Here is an 18,082-nt window from a genome sequence, read left to right as displayed (position 1 = left end):
TCACCCCGCGTCTGCCGAAAGCCCCTCCGCCGAGAGGCGGATCGAAAACCGGAAACGGCGAGCTCTTCATCGGAGATTGCGATCCCAGCGTCTTGTCATTACGTACGGTCAAATGTTACCGTGCGTCAATATAATTTATTCCTTACGCTTAAAACGTCGGCACCCCTCAACTCTCCGCAGCCGCAACGGCAAATCAGGTTCTTAGATGGCACAGACCAATGGTATGAAACTCAAGATCGGCGTTGTCGGATGCGGCAATATTTCGCTTGCCTATATGCGCAACGCGCCGCTGTTTTGCGGCGTCGAAATCACCGCCTGTGCCGATCTCAACGCCGACGCCGCCAAGCGTCGCGCGGCGGAGTTCAATTTGCACGCGGCGGACGTCGACAGCCTCATTGACGATAAGAACATCGACCTCGTCCTCAACCTGACGATCCCGGCCGCACATTTTGACGTTTCGATGCGGGCTCTATCGGCAGGCAAGCATGTCTTCACGGAGAAGCCGCTCGGCGTCACGGCCGCAGAAGGACGCGGCTTGGTGGATGCCGCCGCCGCCAAGGGCCTCATGCTCGGCTCGGCGCCAGACACGTTCCTGGGCGCGGCCGGACGCCATGCCCGGCGGCAGATGGAAGCCGGCGCCATCGGCAAGCCGGTGACCGGGACAGCCTTCATGATGGGGCGTGGCATGGAACACTGGCATCCGGATCCCAGCTTTTATTACCAGGCCGGCGCAGGCCCACTCATGGATATGGGGCCTTATTATCTCACGATGATGGTCAATCTGATGGGGCCGATCCGCCGTGTGCAGGCCGTCGCCACAAGCGGGCAGGAAGAGCGGCTCATCACCGCCGAAGGGCCGAAACAGGGCACCACGTTCAAGGTCGGCACGCCGACCAGCGTGCTGTCGCTGCTGGAATTCGATTGCGGCGCCACGGTCACCTTCGGCACCTCCTGGGACGTATTCCGCCATTCCAACCACCCCATTGAACTCCACGGCACCGAAGGCTCGCTCCGCTTGCCCGACCCCGACAATTTCGGCGGCTCCGTCGCGCTCTCCGGCCGTGGCGCGCCTTGGCAGGAAACGGATACATCAGGCGAACTCTTTGGCGCCGTCAACTGGCCGATCGCAGCGCCGGACCGTGCCAACTATCGCATGCTTGGTCTTGCCGATCTCGCACGCGCAATCATCGAAGGCCGTAAGCCGCGCGCTTCAGGCGATCTGGCGCTGCACGTGCTCGAAGTCATGGAAGCGATCCTGCGTGCCGGCGAAACCGGTATCGCGCAGACCATTTCGGGTACCGTCGCGCAGCCGATGGAATTGCGGGAAGACGAAGCGAGGAGCTTGCTGGCATGACACAACTGGATGAATCCGCCAAACGCGCGCTTGCATGGCCGGGCGATCCGGAAACGCCGGTCGAAAGCTGCACGCCGGCGCTGGCGCGGCAGCAATATCTGGATAGTTTCGCAGAGATCCAGCGGCCGCTCGAGGACGTCGCCGAGATCCTGGAAAGGCATGCCGGCGCCATCAGGTTGAAAATATGGCGCGGACGGGCCGCGCCGCGCCAGGGCGCACCGGCCTTGCTTTATCTCCATGGTGGCGGCTTTGTGATCGGAGCGCCGGAAACCCACGAGGATATCTGCCGGACGCTTGCCAATATGGCAGGCGCCGTCGTGGTTTCGCCCGACTATCGCCTGGCCCCGGAACATCCCTTTCCCGCTGCCATTGACGACTGTGCCGCCGCACTCGTCTGGATGACAGAGCAGGCTGATGCGCTCGGCATCGATCCCTTGCGGATTGTCGTCGCTGGCGATAGCGCCGGCGGCAATCTGGCCGCCGTCGTCGCCCTGCTGGCGCGGGACGGGCAGGTGCCGCCTGTCATCGGACAGGTGCTGATCTACCCGGTGACCGACCAGTTGCAGACGACCGACAGCTATTCACGTTACGAAGAGGATTTCGGCCTGACGGCAGCCGCGATGAAATGGTTCCGAGACCACTATCTGCCGGACGCCGCGAGCCGGTCGGACTGGCGAGCCTCACCGCTTAATGTAGCGTCGCTGGCGGGCGTGGCGCCGGCCCTCGTGATCCTTGCCGGACATGACGTGCTGTTCGACGAAGGGGCCGCCTATGCCGAGCGGCTCAGCACCGAGGCGAAGGCAACGACCCGGACCTGGCCCGGACAGATCCATGGCTTCGTATCGAAGAGGCAAGCCATTCCGGAGGGGCAAGAGGCCCTCGAAGCCATGACAACGGCATGGCGCGCCATGGACCCAGCGCTTGCCCGTTGACGCGGAAACCCGTGCCGCCCTCAAGCCGACTCGCGCATAACTAGCGTTGCCTCGAGGATTACCTTGTTCGTCACAGGGGTCGTTCCGTCATCCTCGCTCTCCATATGCGCCAGCAAAAGCTCCACGGATTTTGCGGCGATCTCGGGCGCGTTCTGGGCCATCGTCGTCAGCGACGGACAGGTATATCGGCTGAGCGGGTGATCGTCGTGCCCGGCGATGCGTACATCGCACCCCTCGCTACGGCCGATTTTCAGTCCCGAAGCGAATGCAGCTGCCATCGCGCCGAAAGCGAAGCGGTCGTTGGCGCATAGCAGCGTTTTGCCCGGAAGACTGCCATTCGCAAGAATTCTCTGCATCTGCTCGTATCCGAGGCGCTCGAATTCCCAGGAAGGCGGCGCGTCGCAATCGATGACCAACGGGGAATGCCCTTCCCTCGCCATCGTCGCGCGGTAGCCCGCCTGCCGCTCGCCGGCATTTTCGGTCATATGCGGAATTTCCAGGAAGATCGGCGGCTCACCGGACCGGCAGAGATATTGCACAATGGCTGCCATGCTTTGCGCATTGTCGTTACCGACATAAGGAAGGTCGGCGTCGGCAGGATTGTCGAAGCAGACGACGGGTATGGCATCCCTCAGCCTTTCCAGCGCGGAACGGCGCGAACCGGCTCCGAGCGGCGCCACGATCGCACCCGCGACCTTCAGCGAGAGCAAGGTCCGAACGGCCTCCGCCTCCAGCTCCGGCCGCGTGTGCGAAGAAATCTGGACAGGCCAGAATCCCTTTTCACGCAACTCCAGCTCGATCAGCGACACGACCTGCACATAAAAGGGATCCGACATGGTCGGGACCAGAATCCCGATATTCCTGGTCCGCTTGCGATTGAGATGCCGCGCGAACAGGTTCGGCTCGAAATGCGACTTCTTGAGAGCCGCCTCGATACGCTTGCGGGTCACCTCCTTGATCTGCGAGGGATCATCGAAATATTTCGACAAGGTCGGACGCGATACGCCGGAGGCGCTCGCGAAGTCGTCCATCGATTTATAACTTTTCTTGGCCATTCAATTCCTTATTGGCGGGACGACGACAACTGATCGGGAACGATTTCGCACAACGGCAGATCCGCCGACGCGCCAAATCACGCATTCGGCAATTGTACAGGTGAGCTTCGTTTTCCGGAATCGTCGAGAATCAACGCATAACCGGCGTGATCCGTCATTTTTGTGCAGGCCCTGCCCTCCTTTCGAAAATCGAAATATTCCCTCCATTTGTGACTTGTGCCGTTTGCGCCGCGCGGTTGCAAAAGGCGCTTGTTTCAGCACCTAAAATTCGAAAATCTGCAATGAAGAAGCCGGGTGCCACGCTTTTTCATTTTATTGGGTAAACTTTCATTTGTTTACGAAAGTAAAGAAAAAATGCGTCACAAGCAATACAAATGCTGCAGAAAAACACTGATGATGTCAATCAATTTTATGATTTTTTATCAATGATTTAACGCAGCACGCGCCGTGAATGCCGGCCTCCCATCTTTTCCTGATCGCAGTTCTTCATTGACAGATAGGGGCTTCAGGGAACCTACTTTGCCTACGATCTTGAGGAGGATCGATTAACTGACAATCTTTGGGAGGCACAAATGAATATCAGAAAATTCGGCGTGACGATGCGGGCTGCCGTGGCGGTATGGGCGCTCTGCGCCACATCGGCGTTTGCCGACACCACCATCGAGTTCATTCAATGGTGGGAACCCGAAATGCCGTCGGGCGCTCTGCGCAGCATCATGAACGATTTCGAAGCCAAAAACCCCGGCATCAAGGTGACGCTGGTCAGCGGTCCCTATGCCACAACGCGTGACCAGATCGTCGTCGGCGCAGCCTCCGGAACGCTGAGCGACGTGGTGGGCCTCGATGGTGCGTGGGTAAACGGGCTCTCCAAGCAGGGCGCAATCGCCTCCATGGACGAACTGATGGAGAAGGCGAAATACGACAAGAGCCAGATCACCGATATCGTCAAGATCGATGGCAAGAGCGTGATGTTCCCGCTGGCATCCTTCGTCTACCCCGTCTTCATCAACCTGGATATCGCCAAGGCCGCCGGCGTCGACAAGCTGCCGGCCACGCGCACGGAATTTGCCAAAGCCGCGAAGAAAATGACCGACGCCTCGAAGAACCAGTACGGCTGGGTCCTGCCGCTATCGCTGCAGTCTCCGAGCGGAATCCAGAACGACGTCATGTCCTGGGTCTGGGCCTCCGGCGCCTCGATGCTGAAGGACGGCAAACCTGACCTCGAAAATGAAGCCGTCGTCGGCACGCTCGACTATATCGCTTCTCTCAACAAGGAAGGCGTTATTTCTCCCGGCATTTTTGCCAAGAAGGAACAGGACAAGGTCGAGGAATTCGTCAATGGCCGCGTCGGAATGATGGTGGATTCCCTCGCCCATGTGAACCTCATCCGCGAGCGTAATCCGAAGCTCAATTTCGGCATCTCCGCCTTGCCGGCCACTGATGGCTACACCGGCAAGCGCGGCATGCCCTATGCGTCCTGGGGCATCGGCATCAGCGAGGGCAGCCAGCACAAGGAAGAAGCCTGGAAGCTCGTCGAATACCTGATGAGCCCTGACGTCAACGGCCGTCTCGTCTCGATTGCCAATGCCTTCCCCGGCAACGTCCATGCCAAGCCGGACTTCGTGGCCTCGGACCCGATCTTCGCGGAAGCCTTCAAAATCTTCCAGAGCGGTTATCCGGCGAACGAATTCGTCGGCCTTCCGGTTGCCGAAGAGCTGATGCGCGACATGAACGTCGAAGTTCAGAAGATGTTCGACGGCGGGCAGTCAGCCAAGGAGGCAGCTGCCAATACTGAGAAGGCTTGGCTGGCGAAGTTCTAAGCACGCCGCTTTCACGGATCACCGGCAGCGCAACCATGCGCTGCCGGTGCAAGTCGTCAAATCTCGGCAGAATGGAAAGTCACAGCTCATGAATCATTCGGCTACGGCTCTGGTCGCCGCGCAAGCCAAAGCGCGAAGAAAAGGATGGCTTCGTTACAGCACCTTGAGGAAGCTGGTGCCGTATTTCTACGTTTCGCCGGCGACACTGCTGCTTGTTCTGCTGATGCTGTTTCCTATGGTGATGGTCTTCAAATATTCACTGATGGACGGCGCCATCATGAAAAAGGACGCTGCCTTCGCGGGCGTCCAGAATTACATGACCATCTTCGAGAATCCGGTCTTCTGGCAGTCGGTCGTGCAGACGCTTTATTTCACGATCATGAGCGTCATCTTCCACTTCATCATCGGCCTGGCCTTCGCGCTGCTGTTGAACACCAACCGCGTCGATCCGCTCATTCGCAGCATCCTGCGCGTGCTCTTCATCCTGCCCTGGCTGTTCACGGCCGTCATCATCGCCATCATCTGGCGCCTGCTGCTCGACCCGAACGGCGTCGTCAACAGCGTGCTGATGGCGCTCCATATCATCAACTTCAAGGTCGAGTGGTTCTCCTCGACACGCACGGCCATCCACGCTTTGACCTTCGCAAACATCTGGGCGGGCTATCCGCTCTACATGGTCAGCCTGCTCGCCGGCCTCCAGGGTATATCGAAGGAGCTTTACGAGGCAGCCGGTATCGATGGCGCGAACGAAGTCCAAAAGTTCTGGTACATCACCATTCCGCAGCTGATGCCGATCATCATCAGCATCGCGCTCCTCGACTTCATCTGGACGATGCAGGTTTTTCCACTCGTATGGATGACGACGGGCGGCGGCCCGATCTATTCGACGGAAGTGCTCTCCACCTTCACCTACAAACTCGCCTTCTCCCAGTACGAATTCTCGCTGGCTTCGGCGAGCGCAATGATCATCCTCATCATCTCGATGAGCGTCACCTACTTCTACATCAAACACCAGCAGCGCAGGTGATCCATGGCAAAGCGTTCCTTCAAGAGCTCGGTATTGCCGACCATCCTGACCTATCTCGGCCTGGCGATCGGCCTCGTCTTTTCGACCTTTCCGATCGTGTGGATGTTTTTCAGTTCGCTGAAGTCGAATACGGAAATCTTCGCCCTTCCGCCGCGGCTGTTGCCGGATGATTTTACGGTGGCCGCCTATCTGACGATCTTCAACGATCCCGTGAAAGTGCGGTTCTTCATCAACAGTTACTTCGTCGCCGGCGTCGTCACCGCCCTGACCCTGATTGTCGCGATCGTAACCGCCTACGGCTTCAGCCGCTACCAGTTCCGTTTCAAGAACACCTTGAACATCTTCATCATCAGCACCCAGACCGTTCCACCGATCACCCTTCTCATCCCCTATTTCGGAATGGTGGTCGCCTTCAGGATCTTCGATACCTATCTGGCGCTGATCCTGACCTACATGGTCTTCACGCTGCCTTACGCCGTCCTGCTGATGACAGGCTATCTCAACACCTTGCCGAAAGAGCTGGACGAGGCCGTCCTGGTCGACGGCGGCTCGAGCTGGACGGCCCTATGGCGCGTCATCGTTCCGGTCTCCATCCCCGGGATCGTCGCCACCGCGGTCTACACCTTCCTGCTGGCGTGGAACGAATTCCTCTTTGCGCTGACGCTGACAAAGTCGATGGACCTCAGAACCGTTCCGATCGGCATCCAGCTTCTAATGGGCCAGCACGCTTTCGAATGGAACGAAATGATGGCGATGAGCGTGCTCGGTTCCCTTCCCCTTCTGGTCCTTTACCTGGTTGCTCAACGCTACTTCCTGGCGGGCATGACCGCCGGCTCAGTCAAAAGCTGATGGAGCGCTGATCCTGGCTTTGAAAACTCATGCTGCAGGCGACGACTACCGCCCAGCGCTCCAATCCCGCAGGGCATCGCGGATCTCGGCTCTGGTGGGCGCGCCGATACGTCCGCCGAAGACCTGGCATTTGAGCGCCGCCGCCATGGATGAAAAGCGCATCGCTTCTTCTATCGGCAAGCCTTCCGCGGTGGCCAGCGCGAAAGCGCCATGGAAGATATCGCCGGCTGCGAGCGTATCGACCGTCCTCACCTTCGAAGCGGCAAGATGGAAGACGTCGCCGGTTAGGTCATCGAACCAGAAGGAACCATTTTCGCCAGCCGTGACGCTGATGAAAGCATGCTCGAACTTTCGCTTCAGAAGGCCGACGACCTTCACCAGCTCGGCTGCACCCGCAAGGCGCTCGGCGGCCGGCTGCGAGAATACGATGTGGCTGGCCGCCGGTGCAAGCATCTCGATCACGCCATCGCCTGCGACATCGCCATCGAGAATGCCCGGTTTGCCCGCCTCTCGGGCGGCCAACAGCGTCCGCACCGCAAGCTTCGGCCACCGGACGTCGACTAGCACCGCATCGAAAGAAGAAACGTCCTCTCTTGTGACCGGCTTGACCGTCTCGTGCAGGCCCGCATCGTAGAAAGGCACAATCAGGCGCTCGCCCTGATCATCGACGAGAATGGTCGAGACGGCCGAGCGGGCGCCGTCCACGCGCAGCATGCCGCTCGTGTCTATGCCGCTGTTACCGAGGTCGGCAATGATGCGTTCGCCGGTGGTATCGTTGCCGACTGCGCCCCAGAGGCTGGCATTGCCGCCCAGCCGGGCGACCGCAAAGGCGGCACTCGATGCCATGCCTTCGGCGATCTGGAGCATATCGTAGGGCAGGATTTTGCCCTGGCCGGTCGGTAACGAGCGCACCCGAAACAGGGTGTCCATAACCGCCGCGCCGACACACAAAACGCGGCGCGCCCGACCGGGAGGCGCATCGAAGGCAGAAGAAGTCGTCAAGTTCGTTGTCTCACCCGCTTACTTGACGGCTCCGGCCGTCAGGCCCGCCACGATCTGCCGTTGCGCAAACACCGTCAAGATCAGCACGGGCAAGGTGACGATCAACGCCGCCGCCGCCAGCGGACCCCAACTGACCTGCTCGAACGAGAGCATGTTGTAGACCGCGACAGGAAGCGTGCGCGTCTCGCGGCTGGCGAGCACGATGCCGAAGACGAAGTTGTTCCACGAGAAGATGACCGACAGGATGAAGGCGACAACGATGCCCGGCCTGGCGATCGGCAAAGCGACCAGGCGGAAAACCTGCCAGGGCGTCGCGCCATCGATGCTTGCAGCCTCCTCCAGCTCCATCGGCGTCGTCTCGAAATACCCGATCATGATCCACACAACGATCGGCACGGTGACGACGAGATGGATGATGATCTGCGGCAGAAGCGTGCCGAGCAGATTTAGCCACTGAAACAGCAGGAAGAGCGGGATCAGGAAGGAAAGGCCCGGCGTCATGCGCGCAATCATGATGACCATCGCGGACTTCTCCGCCTTCAACCGCGCGATGCCATATCCGGCCGGCACGCCGATCAGCAGCGCCAGAAGCGTGGCGGCACCCGTCACCAGCACCGAATTCCAAAGATAGAGGAAGAAGTTGTTCTCCTCGAAAACCTTCAGATAGTTCGACCAGGCCAAGCGCTCCGGAATGAAGATTGGCGGATAGGCGCCGTTGTCGATCTCATATTTCAGCGACAGCGAGATCATCCAGAGGAAGAACAGGACGACCGGCGAGATCATCACCAGGGCAACAAACAGCAGTCCGATGCGATCGAGCGTCTTGCGTTTCATCAGCGTGCCCCCCCGTCGGACCAGTTCACGCGTTGCCGCAGCATCATAAGGACGAAGGAGAGCAGGACGATGAGGATGAAGAAGACAACCGCCATAGCCGAGCCATAGCCGATGTCGTAGTAGGCGAAAGCGGTGTTGTAGAGATAGATGTTGATCGTCTCCGACGCCGTGCCGGGGCCGCCTTGGGTCATGGCATAGATGATGTCGAAACTTTTTACCGCATCGATGCTGCGGATGATCACGGCGATCATTAGGAACGGTGCGATCATCGGCAGCGTCAGATAACGGAATTTCTGCCAGACATTGGCGCCATCGATCTCCGCACTTTCATAAGGTTCGCGCGGAACCGCCGCGAGCCCACCGAGCACGATCAGCATGATCAGCGGCGTCCATTGCCAGGTCTCGACCAGCACCAGCGACGGGATGACGCTGCTCTGATTATAGATCCACTCCTGCGGGCCGATGCCGATGAAGGAGAGGAGATAGTTGAGAACGCCGAGCTGCGGATGGTACATCATCGTCCAGACGAGTGCGATGGCGACGGGCGTGGCCATCATCGGCATCACGAATATGCCGCGAATAAGACCGCGCAACGGAAATTGAGCATCGAAGATCAGTGCCGCAAGCGTCCCCAGAAAAAGGGGGACCACCACGGAAAGCGTCGTATAGAGCACCGTATGCCACAGCGACTCCCAAAAGCGCATGTCGGTGGTGAGACGCGCGTAATTGTCCAGCCCTGCAAAGACCTGCGATTGGCCGAGCGTCCAGTTGTTGACGCTCATCCACACCGTAAACACCCACGGAAAGACGATGACGGCGGCGATGACTATGAGCGCCGGGATGACGAAGGGCCAGTAGTTGGGAGCAAACCGATCCGGTTTGCTCCCTCCTTTCGACGTCTTGGCCACTGTGGCCGTTTCGATGCTTGTCGAGGCCATTATCCCTCGCTTTTCGCCAGGACGGGTTCGAACTGTGCCGTCGCTGCCTTCAGTTCGGTTTCGGGATCGGCGCCGCCGATCATGTTGGTGAGACCGACGCCATAGACGTCGCGGAACTCGGTGACCGGTATGATGACCGGCAGCGCGAGCTGCGAGATTTTGCCGGAACCGACGACGGCATCAAGCCATGCGGCCGGCATCTTGACGCCTTCGCGGACCTTCGCATCCTCGAGGACGGACTGGCGGAAAGGAACGCCGGCGCCGGCCTGCAGCAGACGTGCACCCATTTCATGCGAAATCGCCCATTGGCAGAAGAGGTAGCCGGCTTCTTTCTTCTGGCTTGCCGCGACGACGCCAAGCCCGTCGCCGAAGGTGCCTGCGGCCTGCGCCTTCGGACCTTTCGGCATGATGCCGTAACCGACCTGGCCGACGACGCGCGACTTTTCCGGATTCTCGATCGGCGGCGCAAAACCGACGCCGTCCAGCCACATGCCGATCTTGCCCTGCAGGAAGGCCGACTGCGCCTCGGCCCAGTTGAAGCCGGAGACGCCGGGAGGAGCGGTCTTGGTCATCAGCCTTTGGTAAAGCTTGGCTGCATCGATCGCTTCTTGTGATGTCGTGCGCAGCTTGCCATCCGGACCGAGCGGGCTCGAACCATACCCAAGCAGCAGCGACGTCCAGACCGGCGTGTTGGCGTTCTTCAGGCCGCGGGCGACGAAGCCGTAGGTGTTGGTGGAAGGATCGGTGAGCGCCTCCGCAGCACTGGCGAGTTCTTCGAACGTCGTCGGGTAGGCGAGCCCCTTCTTCTCGAACAGCGTCTTGTTCCAGTAGATGATCCAGTAATCGACCGAGAATGGAAGCGAACGCAGGACGCCGTCCGGATCTCTGGCAAAAGTCAGGCCGGCTTCGGCGAAGTCGCTTTCAATCAGAGACGGGTCGGTCAGAGAGGGGTCCTTGAGAAAACCGCCGATATCGGCAAGCCAGCCGCCCTTTTCGAACTGCCGCTTCTGGACGTGGTAGCTCATGTGCACAACATCGAAGCTGGGCTTGCCGGAGCTCAGCTCGATGGTCGTTTTCTGACGCTGCTGTTGTTCGGGCGTCGCTTCGGCATTGACCTTGATGCCGGTGAGCTCCTCGAATTCGGACAAGTACTTCAGAAGTATTTCGCTGCGCGGGCTCTTGACCAGGTTGACTTCAAGCGTCGTGCCGGCAAAGCGCTTCCAATCGACGGCAGCCGATGCCAACCGCACGCCGAGCATGCTGCTGGCGCCAAAAGCGGCCGTACCTGCCAGAAAGCCGCGTCTCGTCGGATTCAAAAACGATGACATGTGATTCCTCCTCCTTTTGCCGGCGATCTCCTCATCCCCGGCTGTTTATTTCCGATTATATCCTGAGCGCACGATCTCTTGCATGATTGATATGTGCGACAAGGCTGTTGACGGCGTCCTCCGCCGATCGTCGTTCGATCGCCTCGAGCACCTTCAGGTGCTCAACCATGACAGGCCCGACGTGACCTTCGATGCGAAAACGGTCCTGACTGATCAGGCGCATCTTGATCGAGTTCACCCGGTAGGCGTTCGAGATGATGGTATTTCCAAGGGCATCGATGAAGGCGTCGTGCATGCCCCAATCGACAGCCTGCGCATGCACTTCCAATTCGTGCGATCCATCGCCGCTTCGAATGGCGTCGGCGATATCCTGATGCTGCTTCAAAAGTCCGGCGATTGTCTCGTCAGACGCAGAGCGGGTGAAAAGCGCGACCGCTTCCTTCTCCAGGAACACGCGCAGCTGGAACGCCTCGCGAATGAGGTTGAGGTCGATATGCGCAATCTGCAAACCCCGCTGGGGCACCGTCTTGATCAGCCCTTCGGCTTCGAGCCTCGGGATGAGTTCGCGGATGGCGCCAAGCGTCAGCCCTGTCAGCTCGACGAGGCGGCGCTGCGAAACGAACTGTCCGGGGCGCACGTCACGCGCAAGAAGGTGGCGTGTGAAGCTCGCATACGCCTTTTCCCGCAGCGTCGGCTGCTCGTCCGTTTCGTCCATCGCCTCTTCCCAAAACATGCCTGACCTATGCCGCTTTCGACTGGAAAAGACGATCGAAAGCAAGAGCAAGCTGCGCCTGCCCTTCGGCGGATATTGAAGCAAGCGGCGGGCGAACCGCAAGCCAGATATCCTCCGACGTCACATGCGCCACCATGGCTTTCACGGCCGAGACAACAGGATATTTCAGCAGTTCGGCCACAAAACCCTCGACGCGGGGATCGTCCTTGCCTTCTTCGGCCATCAGCTTGACGTCGCGGGGCACAAAATTCGCCATGCCGGAGATCGCCCCCTGGCCACCGAGCCGCACGCCCCTGGCAAGATGCCGTTCATCGCCCACCAGGATAATGAGATCGCCATGCGCCTTGAGCAGGCTCTCGGTGTACGGCCAGTCGCCGGAAGAATCCTTGACGCCTGTCACGATATTGGGGAAGGCGGTCCGCAGCCGTCCGATCAGCGACACGGTCAGCGGAACCATGGTGAGCGAGGGAAGATTGTAGACGATGATGTCCCGCGCCTTGTCTCCCAAAATAGCGAAGACGGCCGAAAACCACTGGAAGACACCGTCGTCGCTGACAGTCTTGAAATAGGACGGCGGGGCAAGAAGAATATTACGAACGCCCTGGGAAAGAGCATGATCTGCCTGAATCGCCGCATCCTCGGCGGCATCGACCAGCACACCAACGATGATGTTTTTTGCCGCGATCCCGGCATCGAGGAAAGACGCGAGGACGCGGTCACGTTCCCGGCTTCCGATGGAGGAGCCCTCACCCGTCGTTCCGAACAGGGTTACGCTGGAACATCCGGCAGCGAGGCTTCGCCTTGCCTGCACGATCATCGCATCGATCGCAATATCGCTATTGCTGTCAAACGGCGTGGCAAGAGCGACTGACAGGCCGAATTTCTGGGTCAAATATGCTTCCTCTCGACTATTGAGATTAGATGTATCAGACTGACATGTTAGCTGTAAAGAGATGATTGCAGACCACCTCGTTACGCGCGCCACGTCACTTTTCGCAGAGCCGTCGGCCGCCCGAATATGGCTGATAGGTACAGTCGGAAGGCCGGAAGGAGCGGTAACTGCGCGAGCAGGCGGTGATGTTACAGGACTGCGGTGCGCCTTGACCATCGCTTGCCGCTTCTGTCGATCGCACTCCATTCAGCGTGGGTTCGGCCGTCGCCTGGCGCATGAAATCCCGCCAAATATGCGCTGGCAGGGCGCCGCCCGTCACCCCCTTCATCGGCGCGTCATCATCATTGCCAACCCACACACCGACGACGAGCGATTCCGTGAAGCCGACGAACCAGGCATCCCGGTTGTTCTGGCTGGTGCCGGTCTTGCCGGCCGCAAACGTGCCGGGATCCGCTCCACGCCCAGTACCTCGCTCGACCACCAACTGCAGCAGGCCGAGGAGATCGGACTGGTAGGGCGAAAGATCGACATTCGGCTTTGATTGTGAGCCAACTCGAAACGTCTTGGGCTGCCCTGCCGCTTGAAAATCGATGATGCCCCAGGGCTTGACAGGTGCCCTACCGAGTTGGACGGACGCATAGGCGCTGGTGAGGTTAAGCAGATTTACTTCGGATGTCCCAAGCGCCAAAGACGGCGTATTGGCAAGTGGCGCATCGATGCCGAGTTCACGCGCTGCGGCAATCACATTCTCTAAACCAACCTCTTCGGCAAGCGCCACTGAAGCGGCATTGAGCGATCGCGCGAACGCCTCGGCAAGCGTTACCCAACCGCGATAGTTGCCGCCGGAATTTTCTGGCGACCAGCCAGCGATGTCAATTGGCGCGTCCAGAACCTGGTCAGACAAGGTGAACCCAGCCTTCAATGCGGCATAGTAGACGAACAGCTTGAAGGTGGAACCCGGCTGGCGCATCGCTGTGACGGCGCGGTTGAACTGGCTTGCCTTGTAGTCGCGCCCGCCAACCATCGCGACGACCGCGCCATCGGGCGTCATCGCAACCAACGCGGCCTGCGATGCTCCGACTGTCTTTCCTTCACCGTCCAAGGCTCCTTTCACGACCCTTTCGGCGATTTGCTGCAATTGCGGCACCATCGTGGTTCGCACCGTCGTCGAACCTGGCGAGGAGCCGGCGATTTCGCTCGCTTGCGGCGAAATCCAGTCCGCAAACCAGCTTCCCGAGCGCGGCGTCGGCGTCGTCGGATGCAGCTTGGCAAAGCTCGCCTTGGCCTCCGCCGCCTCTGGCGCGGTGATCTTTTCATTGGTCGCCATCGCGTCGAGAACGACTGTGGTGCGCTGCCGGGCGCCTTCGAAATTGTCGATGGGGTTCCATTGACTCGGCGCCCGCAGCAATCCCGCCAGCATCGCCGACTCCGGCAGGTTAAGGGCGCCGATATCCTTGTTGAAATAGATTCGCGCGGCGGCAGGCATGCCGGTAGCGCCCGCGCCAAGATAGACGCTGTTGAGATAGCGCGTCAGGATTTGCCGCTTACCGAGCTTCCACTCCAGCCAGACTGCGATCACAACCTCCTGTATCTTTCGCTTAATCGTTCGATCACTGTCCAGGTATTGCAGCTTGATGAGTTGCTGGGTGATGGTGCTGCCCCCCTCCACCACCGAGCCAGCCTCCAAATTCCGGAGAAACGCCCTCCCGATCCCTCTGGGATCGACGCCGAAATGATCCATGAACCGGCGATCCTCAATCGAAAGGACGGCCTCGATCAGACGAGGCGGGAACTGGTCGTACTGCGCATATGGCCCTTGATAAGGTCCCTGCCTTACGAGCGGCGCACCGTCGGCGGTTTCCAGCACAACGACAGGCTTTAACGTCCCGTCACGGATCTCGCTCCAGGGTACGTCTTTGAGTGCCCACACCAGCACGCTGCATACGAGGAGGCAGACAAGCAAGGCCGACCCTAAAGCGAATTTCCACCAGTTCGCCGGAAGCCATCGGCGTCGGCGACTTTCGCGCGGCTTCGAACCCCGATCGCGAATGCCGCGCCCGGCTTTGGCCAGAGCGGTCGTCATCCATTTGGCGGGAGCTGATATGGTTTCCAGCCGCATCGACCGCCTTAGCTTCGTTCTCAAAAACGAAGCCATCGTCTTGGTCTTCGCCAAAGCAGAACTTGCCGCCAAATCGCGGCGTAGCGCACGCAATAGATTGCTCGCAGCCTGTCGACTTTGCACGAAGGTTCCATGGGGGAGTTGCGGGTTGTCGCCTTCGGTGATTTCTGGCGAATCCGAGGCGGCCGCTGGCGTCGCTGAATCTGCTGGCTGATTGCGACCCGTGCTAGATTTGCCAACGCTTTCGGCTGAAGATTCGGGAGGATTAGGCATCGATTACCGCCAAAAGGCCAACGTGGCATGAACTTTATAGCCGAGCGATGCTGCGTGTTCTACCGCAAAAGGTCCCAATCGCTCCGGGGAGTTTGCAGCCTCCCGCTGCAGCGCATACACTCTGTTGGCCGGAACAAGCCCCTGATCGAACAGGCGCTGTAGACTTTCAATGCAGCGCTTCGTCCAGAGCCGACCTGTTTCTGCCGCAGGCTTGCGACCATCACCTGTCTACTAATTTCAATGCGCTGATTATCTGCGGTCGTTCGGGCGAACGCGCACGTTGTAGTCGACAGTCAAACGCGGATCGTCCGGCCGGCGTCCTCTCGAGCGTCGCCGCAACAGAGCCGGATCCTTCCATCGAAGGGAACGCCAACCAAACCCGCCCTCACCGGCTGGTTTTTCTTTGCCTTGTTGCCGCTTTGCCAGCGTTGCGGATCAATGTCGTAGCCGCAGCTTCCTTACGATCAACCGGCATGTCGCCGCACTCCACTGTTAGCCCGCACGAGCGCCATCAGCATCGGGCCGATAGCAAACTCGCCCCTCTCGGTTCTTCGGGTCAAATCGCGGAGATAACCGCCAGGCGAGTTGATATGCCCTCCCCTTTCCAGGATGCAGGCGATCACGGTTGCGGCATTTTCCGGCCCCATGCCCGAGCAGGCTTCCTCATAGGCCGAGGGACTGACGCCGAGCATCGAGCGCACGACGACGGCGGCCGACATAAGGTCTCGCCAATTGCCGATCGTCCCGCCGGGGCCATAATCGAGAATTTGAGGGCAGGCCTGGAGGATGAGGCCAAGCGGGAACGATTTCAGGCTATGCACGGCCCCTGGATCGGCCGTGTCTTTCGCCTTGTTGGCCATCCCTCCGGAAGGCTTCGGCTGTTTCAATCTTCGCTCGTCCGGCGCTTCGGCGTTCGGCTCATTATCGGCCACCGCCCTTTCGCCCTGCTTCGTTTCGAAGCCTGGTTCAAGTTCATAAGTGGAGTCAGGGTTTGAATTCTGTTTGTGACGCTCAATTTGAGACTCATTGGAGTCTATTTTTTGTGTTTTTATCCGTCTTTCCAATGCGTTGACGATCTCGTCGCGCAGCAGCCCCATCTCGTCGAGCAACGGCGCCAGTGCTTCGGCCGTCGCAACTCGCGGAATTCGGGCAAGGAGCGTGCGAAACATCGCCGAAATACCTTCCCAATCACCGGAAACCTCCTCTTCGAGGGCCGTCTCAATCAGCTTGGAGATATCGCGCCGGCAGACCGTCAAGCGTTCCCTGGTCACCCGTAACAGCTCCCGGTCGGCAACCGCCTGGGCGGCCAGGCTTTCGATTTCGACAGCACGGGCCAGAAGCGGTGCGACGCTGAAGCCGAAGGCCTCGCCGATGGCCCCTGCCCTGTCGCGGCGCGCATAGCGTTTGCCATTCGGGCTGTCCTTGCGCAGGATCAGGCCGGCCTCGACCAGGACGGCAAGATGCCGCCTGAGGGTGGCTGGGGTCATGCCTCGAGCGCGCAACGAAAGCTGCGCATTCGACGGGAAGACGATCAGTCCCTTTTCCTCGGAGATTTCGTCGTCAGGGTAAAAGGTCAAAAGCGCGTCGAGCACCGTCAATGCCCGATCGGTGACGCCAAGCGCCGGTCGCGCTTCGCAGATCGCCCTGAACAGCTTCCATTTGCTGCGTTTCATTCCCGGCTCGATGGTCTCGGCCAGTTGCTGGCTTGCCAGCATGCCAAGCGACATCGGCCGCCGCCCAAAGGGCGTCGTCACATATCCACTCTCCATTTGCCTTCACCTTCGTTCAGGCAAAAGAAAACCATCCACCAATTTGGTGCCTAAGACGCTTGACTGTGATTCGGGGAAATGCGATTCTCGATGTGCTTAAGATCTGAGAAGGGCTTCCACGGCGTCGTCGTTGGGGGCCTTTTTCTTTTGCGCGCTACGCTCCTCTGTCCTTGTTGAACTCCTGGAACAGGCCCTTCAGCCTTTCCTGGACGAATTGATCGAAACCGGGCGCCGTCTTGCCGTCGAAGACGAAGGTCGCACCGGATGCTGTCTTCTTGATCATGACAGGCACGCCACTAACCTGGGTTTTAGCCACCACCGGCTTCGGTGCAGTCGTCTTCTTCGTTGCCAGAACGAGTGCCCGCTGAAACCGCTCGTCGCTCGAAATTTTGCGCGCGTCGTCCGCGGACAACTCCGCGATGATCTTTTCGACATCGGCTTTCTCAAGCCGCTCGCCCAGTTCCAACCATCGCCGGCGGCCGATATCAGGTGCCGCACCTATGGCGTTGACGAGCCCCAGGGGGACCTGTCGTATGACGATCAGCATTCTCGACAGCGCCGCCTTGTCCACGCCGAGAGCCGCCATGATGACATCGCGGCCAAAGCTGCGTTCCTCGAGCCGCGATGCGAAGAGCGCACGCTCGATGTAGGAGAGATTGGTTCGAGCGCTGTTTTCCTGTCCCTGGCTGACGACCAGCTGACCGTCGGTGAGATCGCGGACGACCGCACGCACCCTGATGCCAATTTCTCGGGCGGCAGCCAAGCGACGATGGCCGTAGGCGACCTGATAGCGTCCCCTGGTTTCGGGATGTGGGCGGACAAGAATCGGAACCTGCTGCCCATGCTCGCGGATCTGCTCGACGAGCTGCGCAAGTTCGGTCGCATCGATCGCCAATCGGTCGCTGACGAAGGAAGCGTCGATCAGGCCGGGATCGAGTTCGACGATGGTCTGGCCGGTGGCAAGCTGCCGTTCCAGCTCACTCGCCCGCTCCATTTTCTCGGTAATGTTGCCGAGCGTCTTGGTAATGCCGCCGACCGGCGCGGCACTGCGCTCCTGCGGCACGAATCCGGCGATCGGACGATTATCGCGCGGCGCGACCGCATCCGCCCTTGCCGGGCTCGGAGCGGAAATTTCGATGAGGTTTTTGCGCGCCATC

15 protein-coding genes are annotated in these 18,082 nt (G+C 59.7%); 5 read left to right on the top strand and 10 right to left on the bottom strand.

Translation table 11 applies throughout. From position 1 onward, the window contains the following. The first annotated feature begins 205 nt into the window (after window positions 1-205). Window positions 206-1,354 carry a Gfo/Idh/MocA family protein gene (locus tag OIU37_RS24495; RefSeq protein WP_264258867.1) on the top strand — a complete coding sequence of 383 codons (1,149 nt, stop codon included), beginning with the start codon at window positions 206-208 and terminating at the stop codon, window positions 1,352-1,354. After that, window positions 1,351-2,286 carry an alpha/beta hydrolase gene (locus OIU37_RS24490; protein WP_240604678.1) on the top strand — a complete coding sequence of 312 codons (936 nt, stop codon included), beginning with the start codon at window positions 1,351-1,353 and terminating at the stop codon, window positions 2,284-2,286. Before OIU37_RS24495 ends, OIU37_RS24490 begins: the two co-directional genes overlap by 4 nt. 20 nt (window positions 2,287-2,306) lie before the next feature. Here the strand turns inward: OIU37_RS24490 and OIU37_RS24485 are convergent, their stop codons facing one another. Then, on the bottom strand, window positions 2,307-3,341 hold the full coding sequence (locus tag OIU37_RS24485) for a LacI family DNA-binding transcriptional regulator (RefSeq protein ID WP_171603875.1): 1,035 nt from the start codon (window positions 3,339-3,341) through the stop codon (window positions 2,307-2,309). Between the two features lie 572 nt (window positions 3,342-3,913). Between OIU37_RS24485 and OIU37_RS24480 the strand changes: the two genes are divergently transcribed. The 3 genes from OIU37_RS24480 (at window position 3,914) to OIU37_RS24470 (ending at window position 7,037) form a co-directional block, all read left to right on the top strand. After that, window positions 3,914-5,161, top strand: coding sequence for a sugar ABC transporter substrate-binding protein (locus OIU37_RS24480; protein ID WP_171603874.1), 1,248 nt, complete (start codon window positions 3,914-3,916; stop codon window positions 5,159-5,161). 88 nt (window positions 5,162-5,249) lie between these two features. Beyond that, the gene (locus OIU37_RS24475) at window positions 5,250-6,188 is read left to right on the top strand and encodes a carbohydrate ABC transporter permease (protein WP_164049153.1); all 939 of its coding nucleotides are present in this window, start codon (window positions 5,250-5,252) and stop codon (window positions 6,186-6,188) included. A gap of 3 nt (window positions 6,189-6,191) precedes the next feature. Continuing rightward, the gene (locus tag OIU37_RS24470; protein ID WP_171603873.1) at window positions 6,192-7,037 is read left to right on the top strand and encodes a carbohydrate ABC transporter permease; all 846 of its coding nucleotides are present in this window, start codon (window positions 6,192-6,194) and stop codon (window positions 7,035-7,037) included. A 45-nt stretch (window positions 7,038-7,082) separates the two neighbouring features. Here OIU37_RS24470 and OIU37_RS24465 read toward each other — a convergent pair whose 3' ends face one another. From OIU37_RS24465 to repB, 9 genes are all read right to left on the bottom strand, one after another. Further along, entirely contained in the window at window positions 7,083-8,039 is a 957-nt protein-coding gene (locus OIU37_RS24465) for a sugar kinase (protein WP_240604679.1), read from the bottom strand. A gap of 18 nt (window positions 8,040-8,057) precedes the next feature. Beyond that, window positions 8,058-8,873, bottom strand: a complete 816-nt coding sequence (locus OIU37_RS24460; protein ID WP_027664817.1) for a carbohydrate ABC transporter permease — start codon at window positions 8,871-8,873, stop codon at window positions 8,058-8,060. Further along, window positions 8,873-9,811 carry a carbohydrate ABC transporter permease gene (locus OIU37_RS24455; protein WP_264258866.1) on the bottom strand — a complete coding sequence of 313 codons (939 nt, stop codon included), beginning with the start codon at window positions 9,809-9,811 and terminating at the stop codon, window positions 8,873-8,875. Before OIU37_RS24455 ends, OIU37_RS24460 begins: the two co-directional genes overlap by 1 nt. Next, window positions 9,811-11,139, bottom strand: coding sequence for an ABC transporter substrate-binding protein (locus tag OIU37_RS24450; RefSeq protein WP_264258865.1), 1,329 nt, complete (start codon window positions 11,137-11,139; stop codon window positions 9,811-9,813). The genes OIU37_RS24455 and OIU37_RS24450 overlap by 1 nt, the downstream gene beginning before the upstream one ends. Before the next feature lie 55 nt (window positions 11,140-11,194). Next, on the bottom strand, window positions 11,195-11,872 hold the full coding sequence (locus tag OIU37_RS24445) for a GntR family transcriptional regulator (protein WP_240604682.1): 678 nt from the start codon (window positions 11,870-11,872) through the stop codon (window positions 11,195-11,197). 7 nt (window positions 11,873-11,879) lie between these two features. Then, window positions 11,880-12,764: a dihydrodipicolinate synthase family protein gene (locus OIU37_RS24440; protein WP_264258864.1), complete on the bottom strand. Its 885-nt coding sequence runs from the start codon at window positions 12,762-12,764 to the stop codon at window positions 11,880-11,882. A 94-nt stretch (window positions 12,765-12,858) separates the two neighbouring features. Further along, window positions 12,859-15,156, bottom strand: coding sequence for a PBP1A family penicillin-binding protein (locus tag OIU37_RS24435; protein ID WP_240604684.1), 2,298 nt, complete (start codon window positions 15,154-15,156; stop codon window positions 12,859-12,861). Between the two features lie 464 nt (window positions 15,157-15,620). Next, a complete protein-coding gene (repC, locus tag OIU37_RS24430) occupies window positions 15,621-16,925 on the bottom strand; it encodes a plasmid replication protein RepC (protein WP_180696009.1) in 1,305 nt (434 codons plus the stop codon). Between the two features lie 154 nt (window positions 16,926-17,079). Beyond that, window positions 17,080-18,081 (bottom strand): plasmid partitioning protein RepB, encoded by a 1,002-nt coding sequence (gene repB, locus OIU37_RS24425; RefSeq protein ID WP_171603867.1) that lies wholly within the window; start codon window positions 18,079-18,081, stop codon window positions 17,080-17,082. Window position 18,082: the final 1 nt, after the last annotated feature.

Source organism: Rhizobium sp. BT-226, assembly GCF_025847085.2.
Classification (GTDB): Bacteria; Pseudomonadota; Alphaproteobacteria; order Rhizobiales; family Rhizobiaceae; genus Rhizobium; species Rhizobium sophorae.
The sequence above is the reverse complement of the archived record's forward strand: the minus strand, read 5'-3'. Positions and strand labels throughout refer to the sequence as shown.

Coding starts and splice junctions, on each gene's coding strand:
- OIU37_RS24490 (WP_240604678.1), top strand. CDS start 1,351: ATGACACAACTGGATGAATCCGCCAAACGCGCGCTTGCATGGCCGGGC.
- repC (WP_180696009.1), bottom strand. CDS start 16,925: ATGGAGAGTGGATATGTGACGACGCCCTTTGGGCGGCGGCCGATGTCG.
- repB (WP_171603867.1), bottom strand. CDS start 18,081: ATGGCGCGCAAAAACCTCATCGAAATTTCCGCTCCGAGCCCGGCAAGG.
- OIU37_RS24455 (WP_264258866.1), bottom strand. CDS start 9,811: ATGGCCTCGACAAGCATCGAAACGGCCACAGTGGCCAAGACGTCGAAA.
- OIU37_RS24445 (WP_240604682.1), bottom strand. CDS start 11,872: ATGTTTTGGGAAGAGGCGATGGACGAAACGGACGAGCAGCCGACGCTG.
- OIU37_RS24480 (WP_171603874.1), top strand. CDS start 3,914: ATGAATATCAGAAAATTCGGCGTGACGATGCGGGCTGCCGTGGCGGTA.
- OIU37_RS24470 (WP_171603873.1), top strand. CDS start 6,192: ATGGCAAAGCGTTCCTTCAAGAGCTCGGTATTGCCGACCATCCTGACC.
- OIU37_RS24475 (WP_164049153.1), top strand. CDS start 5,250: ATGAATCATTCGGCTACGGCTCTGGTCGCCGCGCAAGCCAAAGCGCGA.
- OIU37_RS24450 (WP_264258865.1), bottom strand. CDS start 11,139: ATGTCATCGTTTTTGAATCCGACGAGACGCGGCTTTCTGGCAGGTACG.
- OIU37_RS24435 (WP_240604684.1), bottom strand. CDS start 15,156: ATGCCTAATCCTCCCGAATCTTCAGCCGAAAGCGTTGGCAAATCTAGC.
- OIU37_RS24485 (WP_171603875.1), bottom strand. CDS start 3,341: ATGGCCAAGAAAAGTTATAAATCGATGGACGACTTCGCGAGCGCCTCC.
- OIU37_RS24460 (WP_027664817.1), bottom strand. CDS start 8,873: ATGAAACGCAAGACGCTCGATCGCATCGGACTGCTGTTTGTTGCCCTG.
- OIU37_RS24495 (WP_264258867.1), top strand. CDS start 206: ATGGCACAGACCAATGGTATGAAACTCAAGATCGGCGTTGTCGGATGC.